Below are 24,757 nucleotides of genomic sequence, written 5' to 3'. Positions count from 1 at the left end.
ATAACAGCTTATGGCTAATCTAATGCACTAGATCTAATGAGCTAGGTCTAATGGATTAGGGTTGGACTGTGGTTGTGGTGGTCGTTGTTGAGGTTGTTTTAGTAGTCACTTGGGCAGGCTGATGGGCTGCATCAGTAATTTTTTGCTGGGCATTGTTGGCAACCTGTGACAACTTGGTGCTGAAATTCGTATGTTTTTCTGTGGGTGTTTCGAGCGGTACATCGCGACTCACCCCGCCACCTAAAACTTGGTATAGCTGAATTTGACTGAGCAGTTGCGACTGCTTGGTATTTAGAATACTTTGTTGGCTGCTATAAATCGAACGCTGTGCATCTAATACGCCCAAATAATTGTCCAAACCTGCTTTGAAGCGGGCTTGAACGATTTGATAGTATTTTTGGTTGGCAGCAAGCGACTGGTTGTACGCGGCCAATTGCTGATTTAATGTTGCGCGATTGGCAAATACGTCATTGACTTCTTTAAAAGCGGTTTGAATCGCTTTTTCATAAGTATTTAGCGCTTGTTGTTGCTCGATTTCACTCACTTGGTAGTTGGCTTTACGTAGACCTGCATCAAAAATTGGTAAGCTCACACTCGGTCCAAAACCCCAGCTAAACGCGCCTGTTTTAAACAAATCGCCTAAGCTTGAACTGGCAGCACCCACATTGCCCGATAGGCTAATCGTTGGATAAAACGCCGCGCGCGCGGCGTTAATATTTGCGCCTGCAGCTTTTAAGTTATATTCCGCTTGACGCAAGTCAGGACGATACAATAATAAATCACTGGGTAAGCCCGTGCCAAAAATACGATTATTGGTGATACTACTAATGCCTGCTGCGGGTAGCAGGCTATTATCCACCGGGGCGCCTACTAGGTAGCGTAGGGCATTTTGATTGGTCAACAAATCGGTTTGTGCTTGGGCGATAGACACTTTGGCGGCTTCAACTGCCGCTTGGGCTTGTACGCTAGTTAGCTGCGAATCAAGACCTGCTTTAAAACGCAGCTGGTTAATGCGAAGTGAATCTTGGCGCGTGGCTAAGGTTTGTTTGGCAAGTTGCAGTTGTGCCAGATTATAGCTGTATGCCACATAGCTTTGCGCAATGTTACTAATCAAGCTAATTTGCGCGGCATCTTTGGCAGCAGTGGTGGCAAGATAATTTTGTAAAGCGGCATCTTTGAGGCTCGCAATACGTCCCCAAAAGTCAAACTCGTAACTTGACATTGCCAGACCGACATTGTAAGTACTACTAGGATTCGCATCTCTTGAATTTGTTGCACCGTAAGAATATGAGCCAGAACTATTGATAGTAGGCACATCTGCGATGTCTTGGATTTGGTATTGTGCGCGGGCTTTTTGAATCGCCAAAATCGTGGCACTGATGTCTTTGTTGTTGTCTAACCCCAACTGAATCAGTTGTTTTAGCTTGGCATCGCTATAAAAGTCCTGCCAACGCTGAGACGCGATACTAGGCTGATTGGTACCGCTGACGGTCTGACTGTCGTAAGTTTCATAAGGCTGATTAATTGCGATATGCGGCTGCGCCACGACAGGCTCAGTTTTGGCTTTTGGAATGGTTTGACAAGCGGTAAGCGATAGTAGGGTAGCTACTACAGCAGTCAGGGGTACTAGGCGAAAGGTAGAATTCATATAACTTACCTGTATAAACATAATGTGTTTGTTATTGTAAAAATTAAATGGGTAAAATGTTTACCCATTTATGTCTTATTGATGGTTGGATTGTGAACTATCATCAGGCTTATAGATACTCACCTGTGTGGGCTGTGTGACAGCGACAGGTTCAGCAGGATTAGGCGAGTAGGGTGATACGGGTTGTAAATCACCCTCATTGCCATCATTGGGGTGGTGCGGTTTGTTACCTTTAATCAGTGATCGTATCCACACATAGAACATTGGGATAAAGAACACCCCTAGGATAGTTGCACTGACCACGCCGCCTAACACACTTGTACCAATCGCATTTTGGCTACCTGAGCCTGCGCCTGTTGCCAAGAATAAGGGTACCACACCAATACCAAACGCCAACGATGTCATGATAATCGGACGTAAGCGTTGGCGAGCAGCGACAGTAACCGAGTCATATAGACTATGTCCCAAATCTTGTCGTTCTTTGGCAAATTCAATAATCAAAATGGCATTTTTAGCTGATAAACCCACAACGGTCAACAAACCCACTTGCAAATAAATATCGTTTGAAAGCCCGCGCAAACCCGTAAACAGTGCAGCACCTAATACCCCAAGTGGCACAACAAGTAGCACTGCAAAGGGAATTGACCAGCTTTCATACAGCGCGGCTAAACATAAGAACACCACGAAAATCGAAATCGCGTACAGCATAGGTGCTTGGGCGCCAGATTTTTTCTCTTCTAATGATAAACCTGTCCATTCATAACTGATGCCTTTTGGCAGTTTGGCAATCATTTGTTCCATGGCAGTCATCGCTTGACCGGTACTAAGTCCTGGCGCTGCGCTACCTTGCAAGTTCATCGATGACAAGCTGTTATAACGCGTTAGCGTAGGCGAACCATACTGCCATTCACCGGTGGCAAATGAGCTAAACGGAATCATCTGATTGCCACTGTTACGTACATACCATTTGTTGATGTCCTCGGGGGTGGTACGGCTATCAGCTTCACCTTGCATATACACTTTTTTGATACGACCACGATCCATAAAGTCATTGACGTAGCTACTACCCCAAGCGGTACTAAGAACACTGTTAATCACGCTCGGCGCGACACCCATAGCAGCGGCAGAATCATAATTGACATTGACTTTGTATTGGGGTGAATCTTCTTGTCCATTTGGACGCACGCCCGTGACTTGTTTACTTTGCGCCGCCATGCCCAGTAGCATGTTACGGGCTTGCAATAAGCCTTCGTGACCTAAGTTGCCGGAGTCTTGTAGCTGCAGATCAAACCCCGTTGCCGTGCCTAAACCTTGAATAGCAGGCGGTGCAATGGCGTATACCTGAGCCTCATTGATTTGGGTCATAAAATAACCCATGGCACGTTTGGCAATCGATTGCGCGGTATTTTCTTTACCAGGGCGCTCATCCCAATCTTTTAAGCGGATAAATGCCAATCCCATGTTTTGCCCTTGACCTGCAAAACTAAAGCCATTGACCGTAAATACAGACTGCACAAGGTCTTTTTCTTGGGTTTTATAATAGGCATTGACTTTTTCGATAACCGCTTGCGTTTGATTTTGGGTACTACCAGCAGGCAGCTGCACCAATGTCATTAGCATCCCTTGGTCTTCTTCGGGGATAAACGAACTTGGAATACGGGTAAATAAGAATACCAATGCCGCAATCACCAAGGCATAAGGAATCATATACAGCCAGCGCATTTTGATACTGCGACCCACAAAGCTTTCATAGCCTTCACTAAGACGCATAAACATACGGTTAAATGCGCCAAAGAAACCGGTCTGATGCCCGCTGTGTTTGTCATGGGCTTTAGTGCGTTTGAGGATAGTCACACATAGGGCAGGGGTGAAAATCAAGGCAACTAGGGCAGATAGTACCATGCTGCTGATAAGCGTCACTGAGAACTGTCGATAAATCACCCCAGTTGAGCCGCCAAAGAATGCCATCGGTAAAAATACCGCCGACAAAATCAAGGCAATACCAATCACCACTTTACTGATTTCGCGCATCGATTCACGGGTGGCTTCCAGTGGCGTCATGTCTGGATTTTCTTCCAGCAAACGCTCAACGTTTTCGACCACGACAATCGCGTCATCGACTAATAGACCGATGGATAACACCATGGCAAACAGCGTCAACACATTGATGGTATAGCCAAATGCGTACAAAATACCAAACGTACCCAGTATTACCACAGGTACTGCCAACGTAGGAATAATCGTTGCGCGCCAGCTTTGTAAAAACAAGAACATCACTAAGAATACCAGCGCAATCGCTTCAGCAAGTGTTCTGACTACTTCCTCAATCGACAAACGTACAAATGGCGTGGTGTCATAAGCAACCGAGGCTTTTAAGCCCGCAGGAAAATTAGGTTCAAGCTCTTTGAGTTTGGCTTCTACGGCGTTACGTGTGCTTAAAGCATTGGCGCCAGATGACAGTGAGATACCGATACCTGCCGCATCCTTGCCATTGTAGCGGGCAATCTCGCTGTAGCTTTCACTACCAATTTCCACTTTGGCGACATCACCCAAGCGAATTTGCGCACCATCTGTATTACTTTTAAGCAAAATATTACGAAATTGCTCTGGGGTTTGTAAGTAACTTTGCACGGTCACTGTGGCATTAATGGCTTGACGGGCTTCGTCAGTCGGCGTTTGTCCTAGCTGACCGGCTGATACTTGCGCGTTTTGCGCTTGAATTGCGCTGGTGATATCCGAGGGTATTAAACCATAGGTACGCAGTTTTTCAGGGTCTAACCAAATACGCATGGCATACGCAGAGCCAAACACGTTGACGTTACCCACACCCTCGACACGGCTGATCTGGTCAACCACGTTGGAGTTGAGATAATCGGCAATATCGGCACGATCCATACTGCCATCTTCAGATGTCATCGCCAGTACCATCAAGAAGCCACTCGTGGACTTATTGACGTTGACCCCCATGCGCTGCACCATCTCTGGTAGCGAACTCATGGCAGATTGCAGTTTGTTTTGGACTTGGACTTGTGCCGTATCGGGATCTGTCCCGTTCTCAAAGGTCAAGGTAATTTGCGCAGCGCCACTTGATGATGAACTTGAGGACATATACATCAATCCATCAAGCCCTTTCATTTTTTGTTCAATCACCTGCGTGACGGAGTCTTCAATGGTTTGGGCAGCGGCACCTGGATAAGTTGCTGAGATACTAATGGTAGGTGGGGCAATACGTGGGTACTGCTCAATCGGTAATTTAAAAATTGCTAAGATACCCATCAGCATGATGAGCATGACAATCACCCAAGCAAAGATGGGTCTATCAATAAAAAAGCGTGACATGATATCTCCCGTGCTTATGGTTGCGCAGTTTTGGCGGTAGTTGAGCTATTTGTTACGGTCGTCTTGGTGGTCGTCGTGGTAGATGCATTGGTCGGTACCGCGGTTGAGGCTGATGTAGACGCCACATAAGGCATGGCTTTGACTTGCTGATCTGGTTTGACTTTGGCGCCGCCAACCATCACCACTTGCTCACCTTGTTTTAGACCGCTAGTGACAATCCATTGACCTTGGTGCGTGCCTTGAACCGTAACTGGGCGTAATTGGATTTTATTATTGGCGTCAACCACATACACGGTTGATTCACCTTTGGCTGTACGATTAATGGCACTTTGTGGTAATAATACGGCATTATTGATAATACCTTGAATCAACTGGGCATTCACCATCATCCCTGGCAACAGCACAAAGTTATCATTGCTAAATACCGCACGCAGATTGACCGTGCCTGTGGTACTATCCACTTTAGCTTCTTCAAAGCGAAGTTGCCCCACCATCGGGTAGGTTGAGCCATCGGCGAGCTTTAACTGAACCTGTGCGGTACGCGGTGTGCTAAGTTTACCAGCCGCAAATTGCTGACGAAGCGCCAATAACTCGGCGGCTGACTGACTGATATCGACATAAATTGGATTGAGCTGAGAAACAGTTACCATCTGCGTCGTGCCCGCGGTGGCAAGCGCACCGACATTGACATTTGAGCGACTGGTGATACCACTGATAGGCGCTTTAACCACAGTACGGCTCATGGTGAGCTGGTTGCTATTCACTGATTGTTGTGCGCCGCGAGCCGCTGCTTGGGCAGCATCAATATTGGCTTGTGCCACCCCGACTTGCGCCTGCGCATTTTTAACCGCTGCTTGCGCGGTACGCACGGCGGTCGCCCCTTGGTCATATTCTTGACTGGAGATAGCCTCAGTACCACGTAGCTGTTTTAGACGGTTTAAATTGGTTTGAGCCAGCGCAAGTTCGGCTTGGCGGGTTTCTAGCACCGCTAAGGCATTATTATAGTTGGCTTTTGCGGTATTGACACTAGCAAGGCTTTGGTCAAGGCTTGCGCGACTACCGGCAAGTACACTGGTATAGCTATCAGTATTGATTTGATATAACGGCTGATTTTGTTTGACAAAAGTGCCTTCGCGAAACAACTGGCGGTCAATAATACCTGACACTTGCGGCGTAACGGTGGCTTCTTGATACGCGACAACTTTACCTGATAACTCTTTGGTAAGTGGAATCGTTTGGAATGTTACAGGTTGTACATTGACTATCGTGGGTGGCATTTGCGCCTGTGCTCCTGCACCGCCGCCACTTTGTTGCTGGGCTGCTGTGTCTGACTTATTACACCCGATTAATAAGCTACAACTCGCTAATGACACCATGAACAACACTGGGTATCTCATACCGACCTCATAAAAAATAGGGAATCTTTGAAAAAATATTATAAAATAAATGCGACATTGTTGTTGCAATATTTACGATAAGACACAAAACTTTAGGATAACTAAAGGATAGCTACATTACTACCTAGTTATCGGCAGCCATTATTTTAAAAAAAAATCTCCAATTGGGAAACCAACAATATTAAACAAAGTAAGTGTTTAAGCAACAATTATCGCCTATTTGTATGGATAAAAATTTTAAAATTTCAAAGCCATTGATAGATTTTTTTAATAAGGAAGTATTTGCGCATGACTTTAAGTCGTAACAAGTCACCTGATTTACGTGTTGTCAAAACCCATAAAGCCATCCGTGAAGCCTTTATTATGTTGTTGTCTGAGCATGAGTACAACGATATCGCTATCCAAGCAATTTTGGAGCGCGCCAAAGTCAATCGTGCTACTTTTTATAAATATTACAGTGGCAAAGGTGATTTGGCAGGGCAGATGATTGCTGATTTCAAGCAGGAAGTTAGCCAGCTATTTCAAGACAGGCTCAATGCCGATAGTCAAATGCTACAAATGATTATGGAAAATCATTCACAAAAGCTGTTTGAACGCCGCCAACAGATGCTTGCCCTGTGGAAAATCCGTACCCAAGACCACAATCTTTATCATGATATGTTTTTGATGGGTAAACAAAACTTTATTGAACTGGCTAAAAAACAAAAGGCGACAGATTATTTGACGGCGGCGGCGATTGATTACCAAGCCACCATGATGGCCACTATTTTTATGGCAAGTTTGAAATACTATTTTGAAAAAGATTTGCCATTACCGAAGAAATTGCCAGTGGATTGGCAACAAATGCTGGACATCATAAAAAGCTAGCCCAGTTGGCTATCATAACGAAAATGATTAATAAAATAACTTGCTAATACCTCGACCAGTGCCACGGGCATATCGTGACCAAGCTCATCAATGAGTATCAATTGACTATGCGCAATATGCTTGGCAAGCGAATAGGCATGACTAAATGGAATGAGTTTGTCTTGTTTGCCATGAATGATGAGGGTGGGCTGGTGGATTTGTTTGTCAATATCGACCAGTGACCCCGTCGCCAAAATCGCCAGTAATTGCCGCTGCGTACCTTTTGGGTAAAAACGTCGTTTAAATAGTTTTTTAGCTTTGCTGAACGCCGCTTGTTCATCAAAGTAGTTGGGGCTGGCGATGGTCTTGATGGTTTGCACGAACTGCTGGGTCAATGCATCCGCATCTTGGCTTTTGGGTAGTGGCTGGGTAAAGGCCCTGATGGCTTCAATGGCGGGCGGGCGCGAAAAGGGTCGATTATTACTGGTGGATAATAGTCCCAATTTTTCTACTTGGTGTGGATAACGCACCGCCATGATTTGCGCAATCATACCGCCCATCGATTGACCAATCACAAAGTATTTTTTGATGCCCAACATTTTGAGCAGTTGATAGGCATCTTCTGCCATGTCGTACAAATCATACGGTGTTTGCAGGTTTTTAAGCGGTAAACCCAGTCCGAATCTGCCGAGCAATTTGGCTTTATAAATAGGCGAATCATGAGCGGGGGTTAGTTTTTTGTGCTTAAGTTTGCTGGATTTGCCTATGTCGCGATTGTCAAATCGCACGACCCGAAATCCAGCAGTGATTAGCGCATAGCAGAATTCATTGGGCCATACCAAGCTTTGCGCGCCTAGCCCCATAATCAGTACGATGGTAGGGTGAGCAGGATCGCCACCGACTTCAACGTAGAATTTATACTTTGGGGTGTGTACCTTGGCGGCTTGCATAAAATCCGCGTGTTTGGAAGGTCGAAATTTAATGTCGATGGTGGCAGGGTTAGCAGGGTCGATGGTGGCAAGTGATTGAATGGTGTCTAATGCCGATTGCGCTTGAATTTTTTTGGCTTTATCTTCGATAACTTGTTGTTTAATATCGGGTAATGAAGAGGGGGTGGTATTAGACATACAGCGTCCATAATTAAAAAGCTAACCATCAAAAAGCCATCAATCAAAAAACTATCAAAAATTAGCAAACTTGTATGACGATTTAATGACGTATGATTTACCGCGCCTCGAATTGGACATCAAACTAATCACCACCCAGCCTTTATTAATAATTAATAAAGCCGTTGGCTAGCAAGCGTAATCAAATCGAGTAGGCCTTGGCGGTATCGTGAATCAGGCAAGGTCAGTACGGCTTGTCTAGCAATCTCGCTTTCTTGCATCGCTTTGTCACGGCAATATGCCAGTGCACCACTGGTTTTGACAATCTCAATAATTTCGTGGGTATCGTTTACTTGACCTGTCTGAATGGCAATCCGCAATTTTTCATGCGTATCACCCGTGGTCATTTCCAATGCTTTAATCAAGGGTAGGGTTGGCTTGCCTTCAGCGATATCATCACCCACGTTTTTGCCGAGCACCTTACTATCACCGACAAAATCGAGCACGTCATCAATGATTTGAAAGGCATTACCAAAGTGCTGACCAAATATCGCGAAGGCGTCATTGTATTCAGGGCGATTTTCCAAAATAGCCACACCTTGACTTGCCATCATAAATAGCCGAGAGGTTTTGCCATCGATAATTTTCATATAATCGGCTTCGGTAGCTTTGGGGTCATGCTGATGTTGAAGCTGCAATACTTCCCCTTCAGCGATATCACAGGTGCCATCTGAGAATAACTGCAATAACGGCAACGAGCCAAAACCCACCAAAAGATTGAATGAACGGGCAATCAGATAGTCACCGACCAGTACAGCCGTTGCATTATCCCAAGTTGCATTCGCGGTCGGCTTACCACGGCGCATACCTGACGCATCAATCACATCATCATGTACTAACGTTGCGGTATGCAGCATCTCAGTGATTGCGCCCAAATGCATGGCGGCTTGTGAGGGCTGATCGTTACAAATGCGTGAGCAAAGCAGCGAAATGAGCGGGCGCATACGCTTGCCGCCTGCATTGATGACATGCTGACTCACCGACATGACCAGTTTGACTTTAGAGCTTAGACTGCCATACACCTGCTTATCCATAATCTCGAAATCGTCAGCGATAATAGATTGAATCTGCTGATAAGTGACAGGCGTGCTGTTACTGTCTTTAATGATATCAGCATTGATAGCAGTGGATGTAGGTTTTGATTGTTGATTGTCTAGCATAGGTTGGCTCAAAGCTTGGAGTGAAAATTCGTGAAATTTGGCTTGTGGTAAAAGTCGGCAAAATCATACCATACTGCCGTTTTTTGTGTAAGTTATAGCTGTGTATTTTTATTGGCGACTTGTATTACTGAGCATCCATTGCGTTGAGAAACGCGCAATAATTTATCAGCGAAAATCGCACCTGCATCCGTGAAGTTTTACTTGATTTTAACCACTAAAAACGTTAAAATCGCGACCTTATATTTCCCTGTGTATCCGTCGTAGAAGTGTTATCGCCCTTGGTAGCCACGGTGTACGGGTTTATTGGAGCAACCAAGATGTATGCAGTAATCAAAAGTGGTGGTAAACAACATCGCGTCGTTCAAGATGAATTTTTAAAAGTTGAATTGCTAAAAGCTGAAAAAGGCGATACCATCAAAATTGAAGACGTTTTAATGGTCGTTGATGGCAGCGATATCAAAATTGGTCAACCTGTGGTTGCCGGTGCAGTGGTCGAAGCTGAAGTAGTAGAACATGGTCGTGGCGAAAAAGTACGTATTGTAAAACACAGACGTCGTAAACACTATCATAAAGAACAAGGTCACCGTCAATGGTATACTTTGTTAAAAATCAAAGCAATCACTGCTTAATTGACTATTTCAAACATATTAATCTCTAGGAGACATCGACATGGCACATAAAAAAGCCGCAGGTTCTACCCGTAACGGTCGTGATTCAAACCCAAAAATGCTTGGCGTAAAAATCTTTGGCGGTCAACAAGTTGTTGCTGGTAACATCATTGTACGTCAACGTGGTACAGAATTTCACGCAGGTGAAGGTGTAGGTATGGGTCGTGACCATACATTATTTGCTTTAACTGACGGCGTGGTAAAATTTGCTGTTAAAGGTAAATTCAATCGTCGCTACGTATTTGTTGAAGGCGCAGCTGAATAATCATTTAGCTTGTTGTTAAACAAATTAACCCAATAAGTTGCACTTATTGGGTTTTTTATTGCTTATAGCCAAGTGTGTTAACGGGTTTTGGATAGTTTTTATGGCTTGGTATTACCAAGTCAGCGCCTAGTCAAAACTTTCTTAGCACTCAGCTATTGTTACATTTGTTACAACTTCAACAACAATCATTGCATGGGGCGTCTAGTAGGGTAAGAAAAATTTAGCGACAATATCTGTCAGCAAATTTAGCTTAACTTGTTAATTTTTAATTGATTGATTAGCCTGTTGAGCTGATATTATTTTTGAATACTTTTTCTAAACTTTTAACAATTTTTATTGAATGAGGAACCTACCATGACAATATCTACCAATAAAATTATCAGTAAATTAGCTACAGGTACATTATCAGCATTATTGATTACTAGCATGCCGATGACAGTCGCCATGCAATCAGCCAATGCCGCTGTCGCCAACTCAGCAAGCGCGGCAACAAACTTAAACAACCTACTTAAAAATGTCAAAAGCATGACCGCTAATTTTAGTCAAACCACCTCTGGCACAGGTGGCAAGGGCTTAAGTAAGGCATCAAGAAATTTCTCAGGTACCATGGCTGTGCAACGCCCAAACCAGTTTCGTTGGCAGATTGATGGTACGGCATCGCAACTGATTGTTGCCAATGGCAATATGCTTTGGGTGTATGATAAAGACTTAAATCAAGCGACCAAGCAAAGCGTGAGCAATCAAGTAGGGGATACCCCAGCACTGATTTTGTCAGGTGATCCTAACAAAATCGCCAATAGTTTTAATGTAACTCAGCCGATTGCTTCAAAAAATTATTATGTGCTGTACCCAAAAAGTGGCAATGCCAACTTTAAAAGCTTAGGTATCGCTTTTAACAGCGGTAATCCTGTGATGATGGTATTAAATGATAATTTGGGACAAACCACCAGTATTCGATTCTCCAATGTGAAACGCAATGCTTCAATTGCCAGTAATCAATTTAGCTTTACGCCTCCTAAAGGCGTTGACGTGATTAACCAGTAACTATTATTTGCATGAATTTTTTGAATGATTTTTGGCTAACAGACCCTGCAAACAGCAGGGTCTTTTTTTTAAAAGTGTTTGTATTTAATTGAAGATTGAACCCTGCTACTAGCATTTTTTACATAAAATGAGTAAACTATCCGTGTTTTAGCCAGTTAACAGCAATATATAGTTACTTTTGTTAAAATACGCATTTTTATAAAGTGATGTAATACTGCTTTATATTAGAGTTTCATCGTGGTTTTAGCAATATCTCTAACTAGCCTGTTTAGTAACTAGCCAATCACTCACCGATTACAATAATGGTCAATGGATGTGCAGCCTTGTTAGCTGGTACGAGGTAATCTTAAGCAAAATAGTTCTTAAGAAGTTATCTGCCATCGTCTTTGTGATATTGCGCTTGAGCCAGACGGGCTTGGTGGAAGTATCAAAAATATCGTCCCAACTTGAATTGCTTAACCCACGTAACGGTTAGTTGTATTGCCCAGGAGTATCCTCATGATTCCAGTCATTGATTGGTCTGCAATTGTATTTATTTTGGCAGCCATAGGACTTTGTATTTTCATGCTTGTTGTACCAAGATTGTTAGGTGGTACTTCTAAAGGCTTTCAAAAGCAAGAAAATTTCGAGTCGGGTGTGGTCAGTGCTGGTTCGGCCAGAATCCGTTTATCTGCAAAATTCTATATCGTCGCTATCTTCTTTGTTATTTTTGACTTAGAAGCATTATACCTATATACCTATGCGGTATCGGTCAAAGAAGCAGGTTGGTTAGGATTTTGGACCGTTGTGCTGTTTGTGGTAGAGCTATTAATCGGTCTATATTATCTGCTTAAACTAGGGGCACTTAACTGGTCACCTGCTGACAAAAAGCCAAAACCAAAGCGTTTGGCTGCTGCGCGTGCGGGCTTTAATCTCGCGGATATTACCCGCTTTAATGGTGTTGAAGAGTTAGAAATTGACCCTACTGGTAAAATCCCTGCCCAATTGTCTGGCGCAATGAACCAAAACCCAAACAATAACGCGGTAAAATAATAACCCGACTTTGCAATCTATGTTGCAAGGTCGTTTGCATTTGTAGTGATATAGAGCGAAATCCTGCTTTAAAAATCAAGGTGATCGAGCATTATGAAATATACATTAACCAAAGCCAATCCAGATGCCGACAGATTTCCAGACCAAACCCGTCAAATTATTGACGAAGAGGAAGTCAATAAAAACGTCGTCATGACGCGATTAGAAGATTTGACCCATAGCCTTGCAAACTGGGGTCGTAAGCATTCATTGTGGCCATTTAACTTTGGCACCTCGTGCTGCTATGTGGAGTACGCAACGACATTGACAGGCGTGCATGACTTGTCGCGCTTTGGCGCTGAGGTTATTCGCGCGTCACCACGCCAAGCTGACGTGATGATTGTGGCAGGTACTTGCTTTATGAAGATGGCGCCTGTTATTCAGCGTCTCTACGAGCAAATGCTTGAGCCTAAATGGGTTATCTCAATGGGTGCCTGTGCCAACTCAGGCGGCATGTACGATGTGTATTCAGTGGTGCAAGGCGTCGATAAAATCATTCCCGTCGATGTGTATATCCCTGGTTGCCCACCGCGTCCAGAAGCCTTGATTCAAGCCATCATGCTGCTGCAAGAATCGATTACTAAAGAACGTCGTCCCCTCGGTATTCATGTCAATGACCAAGGTATCTACCAACCTATCATGCAGCCAGAACGTGACCGTAAACAAGCCGATCGCATTGCGGTCAAAAATCTACGCAGCCCAGATAACATTGATTAATGCTAGAGATTGATTAATGCTAGAGTCAGTCTCTGGATGGATTTAGGATGAATTTTTCGCTAAGTAACAGCTTATCGAATTGCGTTCAAAACAAAAAAAGATATTCCATTACCTTCTTAATAATTGTGAATGAGGAAAGTGCCACTCATGGTAACGGTAACTGATAATCAAGCACAAACTGATGTCCCAGCAGTGATTGCAGAATTAAATCGCAAGTTTGAGGGGCAGTTTGTTGTACAAAAAACCTTTGACGCTTTTCCCACTATTTGGGTCAGCCGTGAACAGGTCATCGAAGTACTTCTGTACCTTCGCACCTTGCCACAGCCTTACGTGATGTTACTGGATATCTCAGCGATTGATGAGCGCCTACGCCAACATCGTAAAGATAGGGATGGCAATGCCTTACCTGACAGTGATTTCACCGTGTTCTATCACTTAATGTCGCTAGAGCGCAACACAGACATCCGCATCAAAGTGGCGCTCAAAGAAGCTGATTTACACATCCCAACGGCAACCCGTATTTGGCCGAATGCCAACTGGTATGAGCGCGAAGCGTGGGATATGTTTGGCATTACCTTTGATGGTCACCCACATTTAACCCGTATTTTATTGCCAAAATACTGGGAAGGTCATCCACTGCGTAAAGAATACGCCTCTCGTGCAACTGAAGTGCCGCCTTATTATCTCGATAAAGGCAAGCAGATGTTTGAGCAGGAGAACCTGCGATTTGTCCCAGAAGAGTGGGGCATGAAACGTAGTGGGCGTGACGAAGACTTTATGTTCCTAAATTTGGGTCCTAACCACCCTTCTGCGCACGGTGCCTTTCGCGTTGTGCTTCAGCTAGACGGTGAGGAAGTCATCGACTGTATCCCAGATATTGGTTATCACCATCGTGGTGCTGAAAAAATCGCTGAACGTCAAACTTGGCATTCATTTATTCCTTACACTGACCGTATTGATTATCTTGGTGGGGTGATGAATGAGTTGCCCTACATCATGTCAGTAGAAAAACTGGCTGGCATCACGGTGCCGGATCGCGCGAATACCATTCGTATCATGATGAGTGAGTTTTTCCGTATCACCAATAATTTGCTGTACTGGGGTACCTTTATTCAGGATGCGGGCGGTATGACGCCAGTGTTTTATATGTTCGCCGACCGTCAAAAAGCGTATGATGTGATTGAAGCGGTAACCGGTTATCGTATGCACCCAGCGTGGTTTCGTATCGGCGGTACCGCGATGGACTTGCCAAACGGCTGGCACAAACTGGTTCGTGAATTCTTAGATTGGATGCCAAAACGTATCGATGAATACGTCAAAGCTACCATGAAAAACAAGGTGCTACAACTGCGTACCCAAAACGTTGCCCAATACGATGCTAAATCTGCACTGGCTTGGGGCGTATCAGGTCATGGACTTCGTGCCACAGGTATCCCTTATGATGTGCGTAAAGCGCGTCCTTATCTTGGCTATGAAAATTTTGATTTTGAAGTGCCAATTGAGTTTAATGGCGATGCGTATGACCGCTGTTTGGTCAAAATTGAAGAGATTCGTCAGTCACTGCGTATCATTGAGCAATGCCTTAACAACATGCCAATGGGGGCATACAAAGCCGATCACCCACTGGCTGTACCACCGCCCAAAGACCGCACCTTAAATGACATTGAGACTTTGATTAACCACTTTATCTCAGTATCGTGGGGTCCTGTTATGCCAGAAGGCGAGTCCTCCTTTATGGTGGAAGCAGTGAAAGGTATTACCAACTATTATATTACGTCTGATCGCTCGACCATGAGTTACCGTACCCGTATTCGTACACCGACCTTTGCACACTTACAGCAAATGCCGTCAGTCATTAATGGTAGCTTGGTTTCTGACTTAATTATTTATCTAGCGTCAATTGACGTTGTTATGGCAGACGTTGATCGTTAGGAGAAAACCACCGATGAAGATTGTAACTGATAAAACCCCAAAGGTGGATGTCGCAAGCATTCTAACCGAAGCAGAAATTCACGACATTCATGAATTTATGCATCATTACCCACAAAGCCGCGCGGCGTCACTTGATGCGCTAAAAATTGTCCAACGCCGTAACGGCTGGGTGGATGATGCACAAGTCAACGCGATTGCTAATATCTTAAAAATCCCAGTCACCGATGTGGAAGGGGTTGCAACATTTTATAACCGTATCTACCGCTCACCAGTTGGTCGTCATGTGATTTTGGTCTGTGACTCGATTGGTTGTTATCTGGTAGGTGCAGAGAATTTAGGTCAAGCTTTTGAGCGCACTTTAGGCATTAGTTTTGGTCAAACTACCCCAGACAATCGTTTTACCTTATTACCCATTTGTTGTTTAGGCAACTGTGATAAAGGTCCAGCGGTTTTGATTGATGAAGATACCTACGGTCCTGTCCAAATTGAAGAGATTGCTGAATTGCTGGAGCAATACGCATGAATATAACCCGTCAAATTAATAATCGAAAAATTGGCAAATCACCCAGTCAATTGGGCGAGCAAAGCATTCCTATTTATGGTGATAAAGCGACAGCCACCAGTGAAACCAAGCCCCTGACTTGGCGTTTGGCACATTACGAATCAGTGCTAGATTTGGCAACCTATGAAAGCCTAAAAGGGTTTGAAGGTCTAAAAAATGCCTTGGCTAAATCTGCCAAAGAAGTTGGCAACATGATTAAAGATGCCAACGTGCGTGGACGTGGTGGTGCAGGCTTTAATGCAGGTCTTAAATGGACCTTTATGACGCCACCGGATGGCGGACCCCGTTACTTGATTTGTAATGCAGATGAGATGGAGCCAGGCACGTTTAAAGACCGTCTATTGATGGAGCGCCTACCATTTCAGCTGATTGAAGGGATGATTATCTCAGGTTATGCCATTGGTGCAACCGCAGGGTATATTTTTATCCGTGGTGAGTACATTGAAGCCGCGAAACGCTTGAATAATGCATTGGATGAATGCCGTGCCAAAGGTTATTTGGGTGATAACATTCTAGGTTCAGGTTATAGCTTTGATATACATGTGCATACCGGTGCAGGTCGTTATATCTGTGGTGAAGAGACGGCGCTCATTAACTCGCTTGAGGGTCGCCGTGCCAATCCACGTACCAAGCCACCCTTCCCACAAGTATCAGGGGCATGGGGTCGTCCCACTGTGGTCAATAATGTAGAGTCTTTAAACAACATGCCGGGCATCATGCTACATGGCGTAGAATGGTATAAAGGCTTGGCACAAGGCAAATCAGAAAACCCGGGCACCAAAATCATGGGTTGTTCAGGTCTAGTCAATGAGCCAGGGCTATGGGAACTGCCATTTGGTACCACGGCTCGCGAAATTATTTTTGATTATGCCAAAGGCATGAAAGACGGTCGTAAACTAAAAGCTTGGTTACCAGGCGGTGCGTCAACTGACTTTTTAACCGCCAGTGACGAGCATTTAGACCTGCCAATGGACTTTGAACCCATCATGAAAGCCGGTAGCCGTTTAGGTACCTGCTTGATTATGGTGGTAGATGAATCGCAAGATATGGTGTCACTGTCGCTCAATTTGCAAAAATTCTTTGCCCGTGAATCCTGCGGTTGGTGTACGCCTTGCCGTGATGGTTTGCCATGGGGGGTCAAAACCTTGCATGCCATCGATACAGGCAATGGTCAACCTGTCGATATTGACGTATTGCGGCAATTGACCAAAGATTTGTGGTTAGGTAAAACCTTCTGCGCCCACGCACCGGGTGCGGTTGAGCCATTACAAAGTGCGTTAAAATACTTTTTACCAGAATTTGAAGCTAAAATTGGTAACAATGTGGTGCCTGAAGAACAATTGTCCCCAACGGGCGTGCCTTCATTCGCAAACAGCGAAAAAGTTGAAGTGTATCAACCGGTTAAGACCACCAATGGGCAATCAGTGTAAGGAATTAGCATGGCAATTATTCATATAGACGGTCAAGACGTCGAAGTTGATGGTGCCGATAACTTGCTACAAGCTTGTTTATCGCTTGGCATCGATATCCCTTATTTTTGTTATCATCCAGCATTGGGCTCGGTGGGTTCTTGCCGCCAATGTGCCGTCAAGCAATATAATAACAAAGAAGATTATGAAGCCGGTCGTGGTCGTTTGGTCATGTCCTGTATGGTCAATCCGACCCCAGATATGTGGATCTCAGTGACTGACGCAGAAGTGAAAAACTTCCGTAAAAGCTTGGTTGAGTTCTTAATGACTAACCATCCCCATGACTGTCCAACCTGTGAAGAGGGCGGTCATTGTCACTTGCAAGATATGACCTACATGTCAGGTCACAATCATCGTAAATACCGCTTTACTAAACGTACCCACCAAAACCAAGATTTGGGTCCATTTATCAATCATGAGATGAACCGCTGTATTGCGTGTTATCGCTGCGTGCGTTATTACAAAGACTATGCAGGTGGTGAAGATTTAGGGGTTTATGCATCAGCAAGCCGTGTGTACTTTGGTCGTGATAAAGACGGTCAGTTTGAAAGTGAATTTTCAGGCAACCTCACCGAAGTTTGTCCAACTGGGGTATTCACCGACAAAACTCACTCAGAGCGCTACAATCGTAAATGGGACATGCAGTATGCCCCAAGCATTTGTCATGGCTGTTCGGCAGGTTGTAATATCTCAGCGGGTGAGCGCTATGGTGAATTGCGCCGTATCGAAAACCGTTTTAATGGGGAAGTCAACGCTTACTTCCTGTGTGACCGTGGTCGTTTCGGCTATGGCTATGTCAACCGCCAAGACCGCCCAATTCAAGCGATTGAAACATTAAACGGTAAACAAACCAATCTAAGCATTGACCATACTATCGATGCCATCAAAAACCGGTTGCAAGGTAAAAAAGCCATCGGTATTGGTTCGCCTGTTGCCAGCCTTGAATCAAACTATGCGCTAAAACGCTTAGTCGGTGCCGAAAATTTTAGCATTGGTATTACCAGTCAAGAAAAAACTGTGGTACAAAAATGTATCGATGTGTTGACCACAGAAAATATCCATAATCCAAGCATGCGTGAGATTGAGGATTATGATGCGGTATTGATTTTGGGTGAAGATATTACCCAAACCAGTCCACGTATTGCACTGGCAGTACGCCAAGCGGCAAAAAATCGCGCCAAACAAATGGCAGATGCACTAAAAACACCAGATTTCTTGGCAGAGCCTGTGGCTCGTATCGGTCAAAAAGACTATAGCCCAATCTTTATTGTGGATGTCAAAGATACGCGCCTTGATGATATTGCCGAAGTAAGCTGCGTCGCCACCCCAAGCGATATCGCTGAACTAGGCTTTAGCATCGCTGAGCACATGAAAACGTTGGCTACCTCACAATTACCAAAAGATTTGGTCATCGATGAAGACGATAATGCTGATATGCAGGCATTTGCTAAACGTATCGCGCAGACGCTGCTTAAAGCAACCAAGCCACTTATCATCTCAGGCTCATCACTGTACCACACTGCTATCATAGAAGCGGCGGCACAAATTGCCAATATCGCCGAACAAAAACGCGGTGAAGTGGTCATTTATGAAAAAGGCGTGGTTGACACCCACAACGTCCAAGTGGATGCAGAGATTGCCAAAATCGATGCAGAGCAAGCCAAACTCAAACAAGAGATGGATGAAGCGGCATTTGCTGAACAAGCCAAGCAAGTTAAACGTCCAAGCCGTATGAACCCAACCAAAGGCTACCAAGAAAAAGCAGGTTTGTACTTATCAGTACCTGCTGCCAATAGCATAGGCGTCAACTTACTCGGTGGTAAAGCGATTGATGAATTAGATGATGATGCCGATGTGGTGATTGTCATGGAAAATGACATCAGCCGCCGCCTAACCGCTGAGCAAATGAACCAATTGCTCATCAACAAATCACTGATTGTACTTGATCATGAAGCTTACCAATGGCATAACCATGCAGATGTGATGGTACCTGTAGCAACCTTTGCAGAAGCGGACGGTACACTAATCTCAGCAGAAGGTCGTGCACAGCGTTTCTTCCAAGTTTATGATCCTGTTTACTATCGCCCGCAAAGCATGGTAAAAGAAAGCTGGCGTTGGTTGCATGCGGTAGAGTCTGAGCTCAATGGCCGTGCGATTGACTGGACGCAGCTTGATGATGTGATTACTGCGGTCGCAGACACCAATCCACAATTAGCCGCAATCAGACAAGCAGCGCCATCAGCCGATTATCGTATTACTGGTCTAAAAGTCGCGCGTGAGCCACGCCGTTATTCAGGTCGTACAGCGATGCGTGCGCCGATTTCTGTGCATGAGCCAGAGCAGCCGAAAGATATCGATACGGGCCTAACCTTCTCACAAGAAGGTTATGTGGGCACCCAAACGGATTCATCAATGATTCCATTTGCTTGGTCAGCAGGTTGGAACTCACCGCAAGCTTGGAATAAATACCAAGATAAAGTGGGTGGTCATTTAAAACATGGCGATCCAGGGGTGCGTATTTTTGATGCGTTAACCGCATTGCCAAAACGTGAGTATATTGCGCCTGCGGCAGCTAGCCAACAAGGTTCAACCCAGCTAGTGCCGGTGTATAATATTTTTGCTAGTGATGAACTCACTGCTCGTAGTGAAGTGGTCGCCTCACAATTGATGCCAGCTGCTTTTAGTGTATCAACGGATGATGCGGATAAATGGCAGCTGCAATCAGGTGATATGTTAACGGTCACAGTGAAGGGTGTAGCGACCACCTTACCTGTGCAGCTTGTCGATTACTTAGCCGAAAGCTGTGTGGGCTATCCTGTGGGTCAGGCGGGTGAATTAGAAGCCTTGCTAGCACAGCCTTATACCGACATCAGTATCGTAAAATCAGCAACTACCAACATTGTCACCCAAGCGGTATCACCAGCTAATAATGGTGGTGTGACAGCTCAAGTAACTCGAGGGGAGGGGGTATAATGGACTATTCTGTTAGACAGATGCCCGATTTACCTGCATGGCTGGCTGGGGTAATGTCCCCTGAAGCTTGGTCAATTGTATTTTTGGCAGTGCAATCAATTGTTATTTTCTTGGCGGTGGTGATTTTTGCTGCGTTGATGATTCCTTATGAACGTCGCATGTTGGCACTGTGGCAAGACCGTTATGGTCCAAACCGTGTGGGTTGGCAAGGTTCGCTACAAGTTGCCGCCGATATGCTCAAAATCTTCTTTAAAGAAGACTGGACCCCCAAATTTGCCGATAAATTTATCTTTGTCTTGGCGCCTGCGATTTCATTGTTTACCGCTTTAGCCGCTTATATCATTGTGCCAGTTACGCCATCACTCGGTGGCGCGGACTGGAGTATCGGTATTTTGTTCTTTTTTGCGATGGCAGGGTTGGCGGTTTATGCCGTGATGTTTGGTGGCTGGGCATCAGCCAATAAATATGCCTTGCTCGGTGGTTTACGTTCTGCTGCCCAAACCATTAGTTATGAAGTCTTTCTAGGATTGTCGCTAATGGGTGTGGTGGCGTTGGCAGGGTCATTTAACTTACGCGATATCGTATACTCACAAGCCGGTGGTTTTTGGCACTGGAATGTATTTGGTCAAATTTTAGGGTTTTTAACCTTTATGGTCGCAGGTGTGGCAGTCACCCACCGTTTCCCATTTGACCAGCCAGAAGCAGAGCAAGAATTGGCAGAAGGTTACCATGTTGAATACTCAGGTATGAAATTTGGTATGTTCTTTGTCGGTGAGTATGTGAATATCGTGTTGGTATCATCGCTGATTACTATTTTATTCTTTGGTGGTTGGTTGCCATTATTTGATGGACTGAGTTTTATCCCGCCGATTATTTGGTTCATGTTAAAAACGCTGTTTTTCATGACCATGTTTGTATTGGCGCGTGGGGCGTTGATGCGTCCACGTTATGACCAAGTAATGAACTTTGGCTGGAAAATTTGTCTACCCATTACCTTGATTAATTTACTCGCGACGGCGGCCTACGTATTATGGCGCACCCATGGTGTAGGGTAAGGTGGAGATTAACGTATGTATTTGACTATGGTAAAAAACACGATTACGGGTTTTGGCTCAATCTTGCGCACCCTAATCATGGTCGCAAGTCATGCGACCCGTAAACGTGATACGATTTTATACCCAGAACAACCTGTTCCTGTACCGCCGCGTTTTCGGGGGCGTATTGTATTGACACGTGACCCGGATGGGGATGAGCGCTGTGTGGCCTGTAACCTATGTGCTGTCGCTTGCCCAGTGGGTTGTATTTCACTGCAAAAAGCGGAGCGTGAAGACGGACGCTGGTATCCAGAGTTTTTCCGTATTAATTTTTCGCGTTGTATCTTTTGTGGTATGTGTGAAGAAGCGTGCCCGACAACGGCTATTCAGATGACGCCAGATTTTGAGCTCGGTGAGTATAACCGTCAAAACTTGGTGTATGAAAAAGAGCATTTGTTAATTTCAGGCCCGGGTAAATTTCCTGACTACAATTATTACCGTGTGACTGGGATGGCGACCAAAGATAAACCTAAAGGGGCACACCAAAATGAGTCTGCACCGATTGATTTACGGAGTTTATTGCCATGATAACCGGAGCAACGATAGGGTTTTATTTATTAGCGATTGTCGCTATTTTGGCTAGTTTGCGCGTGATTACTCGTACCAATCCTGTGCATGCATTATTAAACATGATTGTCACGCTGCTGGCGTTATCAGGTATTTTCTTTGCTTTAGGTGCGCCATTTGCCGGTGCGCTTGAAATCATCGTTTATGCAGGGGCGATTATGGTATTGTTCGTCTTTGTGGTGATGATGCTGAACTTAGGCACCCAAAGCACTTTAGAAGAAGAAAGCTGGTTGGCATCCTCAGCTTGGGCAGTGCCGGCAGGACTTGCATTTATTGTGGGTTTGACTCTGTTTAGTCTGATTGGCATGAAACATGGGTTTGAAGGAATCATGCCAGCGTTTATCGGGGTAGAGCCAGTCACGGCAAAAATGATCGGTGCCAAATTATTTACCGAATATTTATTGTTGGTCGAAATTGCAGGGTTTTTATTACTAGCGGGTTTGGTGGCGGCTTATCATTTGGCAAAATCTGCCTTGGATGATGAAAACGAAAGTCATAACAGTGAGCTTGGTAATACCGTACAACCTGCCTTAACGAATTTTATTGATAAAGAGCCCAGCCAACCGGCTGTGTTACGCGAAGTTCAGGAGGAGAAGGCATAATGGGACACTTTCCATTAGAGCATGTGCCATTAGAGCACGGTCTAATCTTGTCAGCGATTTTGTTTGCCATTGGTTTTTGTGGTGTGATGGTACGACGTAATTTTTTGTTTATGTTGATGAGTCTTGAGATTATGATGAATGCTGCTGCCTTAGCATTTGTAGTGGCAGGTAGTCGCTGGGTCAGTCCTGACGGACAAATTATGTTTATTTTGGTGCTAACTTTGGCAGCCGCTGAAGTCGCAATTGGGTTGGCTATTCTTTTACAGTTTTATCATAAGCGTGGTCATTTAGATGTCGATACGGCAAATGAGATGAAAGGGTGAAATCAAAATGAGTATGTTACCTTTAACCTTTATGCTGCCGCTGATTGGCTTTCTGATTCTAGCGACCATGCGTGACCGCTTAAGCGAAAACGCAGCCGCAGTGGTCGGTGTCGGCAGTATGGGTTTGGCTGCTTTGTGTGCCTTGATGGCAGGCAGTGATTTTTTAATGAACCACCCACAAGGCGCTGTCATTAATCAGCCATTGTGGACGTGGATGCAAGTCGGTAGTTTTGCCCCAAAATTTGGTCTCATGCTGGATGGTTTGGGCGTGACCATGATGGGCGTGATTACCGGTGTCGGTTTTTTAATTCATATTTTCGCGTCATGGTATATGCGCGGTGAAACAGGCTACGCAAGATTTTTTAGCTATATGAACCTGTTTGTCGCAAGTATGTTGTTACTTGTGCTTGCTGATAATTTAGTGCTGTTGTACTTAGGTTGGGAAGGCGTTGGTATCTGTTCTTACTTATTGATTGGTTTTTATTATCACGAGCGCGCCAATGGCCGTGCTGCGATGAAAGCCTTTACTGTAACCCGTGTGGGTGATGTGTTTTTAGCGTTTGGCTTATTCTTGTTGTTCCGTGAATTGGGTACGTTAAATATCTCAGATATCAATGCCAATGTATCGCAAATGCTAACGTCGGCAGGGTCAACGGTGACGATTTTTGGTCATAGCTATCCTACCATCAAAGTTGCGGCTGTGATGCTAGTACTTGGTGCGATGGGTAAATCTGCACAGATTCCGCTGCATTCTTGGCTTGCTGATGCGATGGCAGGTCCTACGCCTGTTTCAGCCTTGATTCATGCGGCAACGATGGTTACCGCAGGTGTGTATTTAATTGCCCGTTTACATCCTGTGTTCTTATTGACCCCTGATGTATTGGCAAGTTGGGTAGGTATCGTTGGGGCAACAACATTGTTGGTTGCGGGTTTCTGTGCGCTGGCACAAACCGATATCAAACGTATCTTAGCTTATTCGACCATGAGTCAAATCGGCTATATGTTCTTGGCATTAGGGGTAGGCGCTTGGCAAGTTGCGATTTTCCACTTGATGACCCATGCGTTCTTTAAAGCTTTGTTATTCCTAGGGTCAGGTGCTGTTATCTTGGCTTACCATCATGAGCAAAACATCTTTAAAATGGGTGGCTTGTTTTATAAAAATAAATTCCTATTTGCGGTGTTTGCAATCGGGGGTGGGGCACTTGCTGCGATTCCTTGGATTACGGTGGGTTATTACTCAAAAGATGAAATCATTTGGGAAACCTTCGCATCAGGTCATATGAATTTATTTTGGATGTCAGTAGTGGGTGCGTTTTTAACCTCGATTTATACGTTTCGTATGATTTGGATTGTGTTCTTTGGTGAAGAAAAAACGCCTATTCACGATCTTAAAGGTTGGACATACTGGCTACCGCTCGCGGTATTGTTGGTGCTATCAACTGCGGTGGGGGCGATGATTCATCCACCATTAGCAGGCGTATTGCCACAGAGTTTTAGTGTGATTCATCCTGAGGTAGAATCAGGTAAGCACACGGCAGAAATGATTGTGATGGCTGCGATGTTGGCGGGTTTGATTGTGGGTGCGTTCTTGTTTGCCCTAGATAAAGGTCGCATCGTGAGTAAGTTTAACCAAACAGGTTTAGGTCGTGCGCTTAATTACTGGTGCTATAATGGTTTAGGCTTTGATGCTTTGTATGACATTGTATTTGTTAAACCATTCTTATTGATTGGTAAGTTGATTAAAATTGACCCGATTGACCGCACTTGGAATATTTTACCAGCCCTATCGTTGGCAGGTAACCGAGTGGCGACATGGTTCCAATCTGGCTCGATTCGTGGGTATGCTGCAAGCTTCGGTCTTGGCATGGCAGTATTGTTGGTGTTGGTAATGATGATGATAGGGAAGTAATAGTT

At 44.7% G+C, this 24,757-nt stretch carries 20 protein-coding genes; 15 read left to right on the top strand and 5 right to left on the bottom strand.

Annotated features, from left to right (window positions below; genetic code table 11):
- Positions 1–55: 55 nt before the first annotated feature.
- The 3 genes from RT034_RS02615 to RT034_RS02605 all read right to left on the bottom strand — a co-directional run bounded on the left by RT034_RS02615 (position 56) and on the right by RT034_RS02605 (position 6,384).
- Positions 56–1,648 (bottom strand): efflux transporter outer membrane subunit, encoded by a 1,593-nt coding sequence (locus tag RT034_RS02615; protein WP_313013227.1) that lies wholly within the window; start codon positions 1,646–1,648, stop codon positions 56–58.
- Positions 1,649–1,723: 75 nt separating this feature from the next.
- Positions 1,724–4,987 (bottom strand): efflux RND transporter permease subunit, encoded by a 3,264-nt coding sequence (locus RT034_RS02610; RefSeq protein WP_313013223.1) that lies wholly within the window; start codon positions 4,985–4,987, stop codon positions 1,724–1,726.
- Positions 4,988–5,001: 14 nt separating this feature from the next.
- Positions 5,002–6,384, bottom strand: coding sequence for an efflux RND transporter periplasmic adaptor subunit (locus RT034_RS02605; RefSeq protein ID WP_312535598.1), 1,383 nt, complete (start codon positions 6,382–6,384; stop codon positions 5,002–5,004).
- A 288-nt stretch (positions 6,385–6,672) separates the two neighbouring features.
- Here RT034_RS02605 and RT034_RS02600 point away from each other — a divergent pair, with 288 nt between their 5' ends.
- Complete coding sequence (locus RT034_RS02600; RefSeq protein WP_313013220.1) at positions 6,673–7,251, top strand: TetR/AcrR family transcriptional regulator; 579 nt, start codon at positions 6,673–6,675, stop codon at positions 7,249–7,251.
- Here the strand turns inward: RT034_RS02600 and RT034_RS02595 are convergent.
- Together RT034_RS02595 and RT034_RS02590 are read right to left on the bottom strand one after the other, a co-directional pair.
- Entirely contained in the window at positions 7,248–8,357 is a 1,110-nt protein-coding gene (locus RT034_RS02595) for an alpha/beta fold hydrolase (protein ID WP_050324065.1), read from the bottom strand. The genes RT034_RS02600 and RT034_RS02595 overlap by 4 nt on opposite strands.
- 152 nt (positions 8,358–8,509) lie before the next feature.
- Entirely contained in the window at positions 8,510–9,430 is a 921-nt protein-coding gene (locus tag RT034_RS02590; protein ID WP_313013363.1) for a polyprenyl synthetase family protein, read from the bottom strand.
- Between the two features lie 443 nt (positions 9,431–9,873).
- Between RT034_RS02590 and rplU the strand changes: the two genes are divergently transcribed.
- From rplU to nuoL, 14 genes are all read left to right on the top strand, one after another.
- Complete coding sequence (gene rplU, locus RT034_RS02585) at positions 9,874–10,185, top strand: 50S ribosomal protein L21 (protein WP_065252357.1); 312 nt, start codon at positions 9,874–9,876, stop codon at positions 10,183–10,185.
- A gap of 40 nt (positions 10,186–10,225) precedes the next feature.
- Positions 10,226–10,489 carry a 50S ribosomal protein L27 gene (gene rpmA / locus RT034_RS02580; protein WP_036591251.1) on the top strand — a complete coding sequence of 88 codons (264 nt, stop codon included), beginning with the start codon at positions 10,226–10,228 and terminating at the stop codon, positions 10,487–10,489.
- Positions 10,490–10,843: 354 nt separating this feature from the next.
- Positions 10,844–11,533, top strand: coding sequence for an outer membrane lipoprotein periplasmic chaperone LolA (lolA, locus tag RT034_RS02575; RefSeq protein WP_313013213.1), 690 nt, complete (start codon positions 10,844–10,846; stop codon positions 11,531–11,533).
- A 498-nt stretch (positions 11,534–12,031) separates the two neighbouring features.
- Positions 12,032–12,565, top strand: coding sequence for an NADH-quinone oxidoreductase subunit A (ndhC, locus tag RT034_RS02570; RefSeq protein WP_409566279.1), 534 nt, complete (start codon positions 12,032–12,034; stop codon positions 12,563–12,565).
- Between the two features lie 93 nt (positions 12,566–12,658).
- A complete protein-coding gene (locus RT034_RS02565; protein WP_313013211.1) occupies positions 12,659–13,321 on the top strand; it encodes a NuoB/complex I 20 kDa subunit family protein in 663 nt (220 codons plus the stop codon).
- A gap of 147 nt (positions 13,322–13,468) precedes the next feature.
- Complete coding sequence (gene nuoC, locus RT034_RS02560; RefSeq protein ID WP_007115469.1) at positions 13,469–15,253, top strand: NADH-quinone oxidoreductase subunit C/D; 1,785 nt, start codon at positions 13,469–13,471, stop codon at positions 15,251–15,253.
- 13 nt (positions 15,254–15,266) lie between these two features.
- On the top strand, positions 15,267–15,776 hold the full coding sequence (nuoE, locus tag RT034_RS02555; protein WP_007115470.1) for an NADH-quinone oxidoreductase subunit NuoE: 510 nt from the start codon (positions 15,267–15,269) through the stop codon (positions 15,774–15,776).
- Positions 15,773–17,245, top strand: coding sequence for an NADH-quinone oxidoreductase subunit NuoF (gene nuoF / locus RT034_RS02550; protein WP_313013206.1), 1,473 nt, complete (start codon positions 15,773–15,775; stop codon positions 17,243–17,245). Before nuoE ends, nuoF begins: the two co-directional genes overlap by 4 nt.
- Positions 17,246–17,254: 9 nt before the next feature.
- The gene (nuoG, locus tag RT034_RS02545; protein ID WP_313013204.1) at positions 17,255–20,257 is read left to right on the top strand and encodes an NADH-quinone oxidoreductase subunit NuoG; all 3,003 of its coding nucleotides are present in this window, start codon (positions 17,255–17,257) and stop codon (positions 20,255–20,257) included.
- Positions 20,257–21,312: an NADH-quinone oxidoreductase subunit NuoH gene (nuoH, locus tag RT034_RS02540; RefSeq protein ID WP_007115473.1), complete on the top strand. Its 1,056-nt coding sequence runs from the start codon at positions 20,257–20,259 to the stop codon at positions 21,310–21,312. The genes nuoG and nuoH overlap by 1 nt, the downstream gene beginning before the upstream one ends.
- Before the next feature lie 15 nt (positions 21,313–21,327).
- A complete protein-coding gene (nuoI, locus tag RT034_RS02535; RefSeq protein ID WP_007115474.1) occupies positions 21,328–21,879 on the top strand; it encodes an NADH-quinone oxidoreductase subunit NuoI in 552 nt (183 codons plus the stop codon).
- Positions 21,876–22,520: an NADH-quinone oxidoreductase subunit J gene (nuoJ, locus tag RT034_RS02530; protein WP_313013200.1), complete on the top strand. Its 645-nt coding sequence runs from the start codon at positions 21,876–21,878 to the stop codon at positions 22,518–22,520. The genes nuoI and nuoJ overlap by 4 nt, the downstream gene beginning before the upstream one ends.
- The gene (gene nuoK, locus RT034_RS02525; RefSeq protein WP_007115476.1) at positions 22,520–22,843 is read left to right on the top strand and encodes an NADH-quinone oxidoreductase subunit NuoK; all 324 of its coding nucleotides are present in this window, start codon (positions 22,520–22,522) and stop codon (positions 22,841–22,843) included. The genes nuoJ and nuoK overlap by 1 nt, the downstream gene beginning before the upstream one ends.
- A gap of 7 nt (positions 22,844–22,850) precedes the next feature.
- Positions 22,851–24,752, top strand: coding sequence for an NADH-quinone oxidoreductase subunit L (gene nuoL / locus RT034_RS02520; protein WP_313013196.1), 1,902 nt, complete (start codon positions 22,851–22,853; stop codon positions 24,750–24,752).
- The last annotated feature ends 5 nt before the right edge of the window (positions 24,753–24,757 follow it).

The organism is Moraxella sp. CTOTU48841 (genome assembly GCF_032061225.1).
GTDB classification, from domain to species: domain Bacteria; phylum Pseudomonadota; class Gammaproteobacteria; order Pseudomonadales; family Moraxellaceae; genus Faucicola; species Faucicola cinerea.
The sequence above is the reverse complement of the archived record's forward strand: the minus strand, read 5'-3'. Positions and strand labels throughout refer to the sequence as shown.

Coding starts and splice junctions, on each gene's coding strand:
- RT034_RS02615 (WP_313013227.1), bottom strand. CDS start 1,648: ATGAATTCTACCTTTCGCCTAGTACCCCTGACTGCTGTAGTAGCTACC.
- RT034_RS02610 (WP_313013223.1), bottom strand. CDS start 4,987: ATGTCACGCTTTTTTATTGATAGACCCATCTTTGCTTGGGTGATTGTC.
- RT034_RS02605 (WP_312535598.1), bottom strand. CDS start 6,384: ATGAGATACCCAGTGTTGTTCATGGTGTCATTAGCGAGTTGTAGCTTA.
- RT034_RS02600 (WP_313013220.1), top strand. CDS start 6,673: ATGACTTTAAGTCGTAACAAGTCACCTGATTTACGTGTTGTCAAAACC.
- RT034_RS02595 (WP_050324065.1), bottom strand. CDS start 8,357: ATGTCTAATACCACCCCCTCTTCATTACCCGATATTAAACAACAAGTT.
- RT034_RS02590 (WP_313013363.1), bottom strand. CDS start 9,430: ATGGATAAGCAGGTGTATGGCAGTCTAAGCTCTAAAGTCAAACTGGTC.
- rplU (WP_065252357.1), top strand. CDS start 9,874: ATGTATGCAGTAATCAAAAGTGGTGGTAAACAACATCGCGTCGTTCAA.
- rpmA (WP_036591251.1), top strand. CDS start 10,226: ATGGCACATAAAAAAGCCGCAGGTTCTACCCGTAACGGTCGTGATTCA.
- lolA (WP_313013213.1), top strand. CDS start 10,844: ATGACAATATCTACCAATAAAATTATCAGTAAATTAGCTACAGGTACA.
- ndhC (WP_409566279.1), top strand. CDS start 12,032: ATGATTCCAGTCATTGATTGGTCTGCAATTGTATTTATTTTGGCAGCC.
- RT034_RS02565 (WP_313013211.1), top strand. CDS start 12,659: ATGAAATATACATTAACCAAAGCCAATCCAGATGCCGACAGATTTCCA.
- nuoC (WP_007115469.1), top strand. CDS start 13,469: ATGGTAACGGTAACTGATAATCAAGCACAAACTGATGTCCCAGCAGTG.
- nuoE (WP_007115470.1), top strand. CDS start 15,267: ATGAAGATTGTAACTGATAAAACCCCAAAGGTGGATGTCGCAAGCATT.
- nuoF (WP_313013206.1), top strand. CDS start 15,773: ATGAATATAACCCGTCAAATTAATAATCGAAAAATTGGCAAATCACCC.
- nuoG (WP_313013204.1), top strand. CDS start 17,255: ATGGCAATTATTCATATAGACGGTCAAGACGTCGAAGTTGATGGTGCC.
- nuoH (WP_007115473.1), top strand. CDS start 20,257: ATGGACTATTCTGTTAGACAGATGCCCGATTTACCTGCATGGCTGGCT.
- nuoI (WP_007115474.1), top strand. CDS start 21,328: ATGTATTTGACTATGGTAAAAAACACGATTACGGGTTTTGGCTCAATC.
- nuoJ (WP_313013200.1), top strand. CDS start 21,876: ATGATAACCGGAGCAACGATAGGGTTTTATTTATTAGCGATTGTCGCT.
- nuoK (WP_007115476.1), top strand. CDS start 22,520: ATGGGACACTTTCCATTAGAGCATGTGCCATTAGAGCACGGTCTAATC.
- nuoL (WP_313013196.1), top strand. CDS start 22,851: ATGAGTATGTTACCTTTAACCTTTATGCTGCCGCTGATTGGCTTTCTG.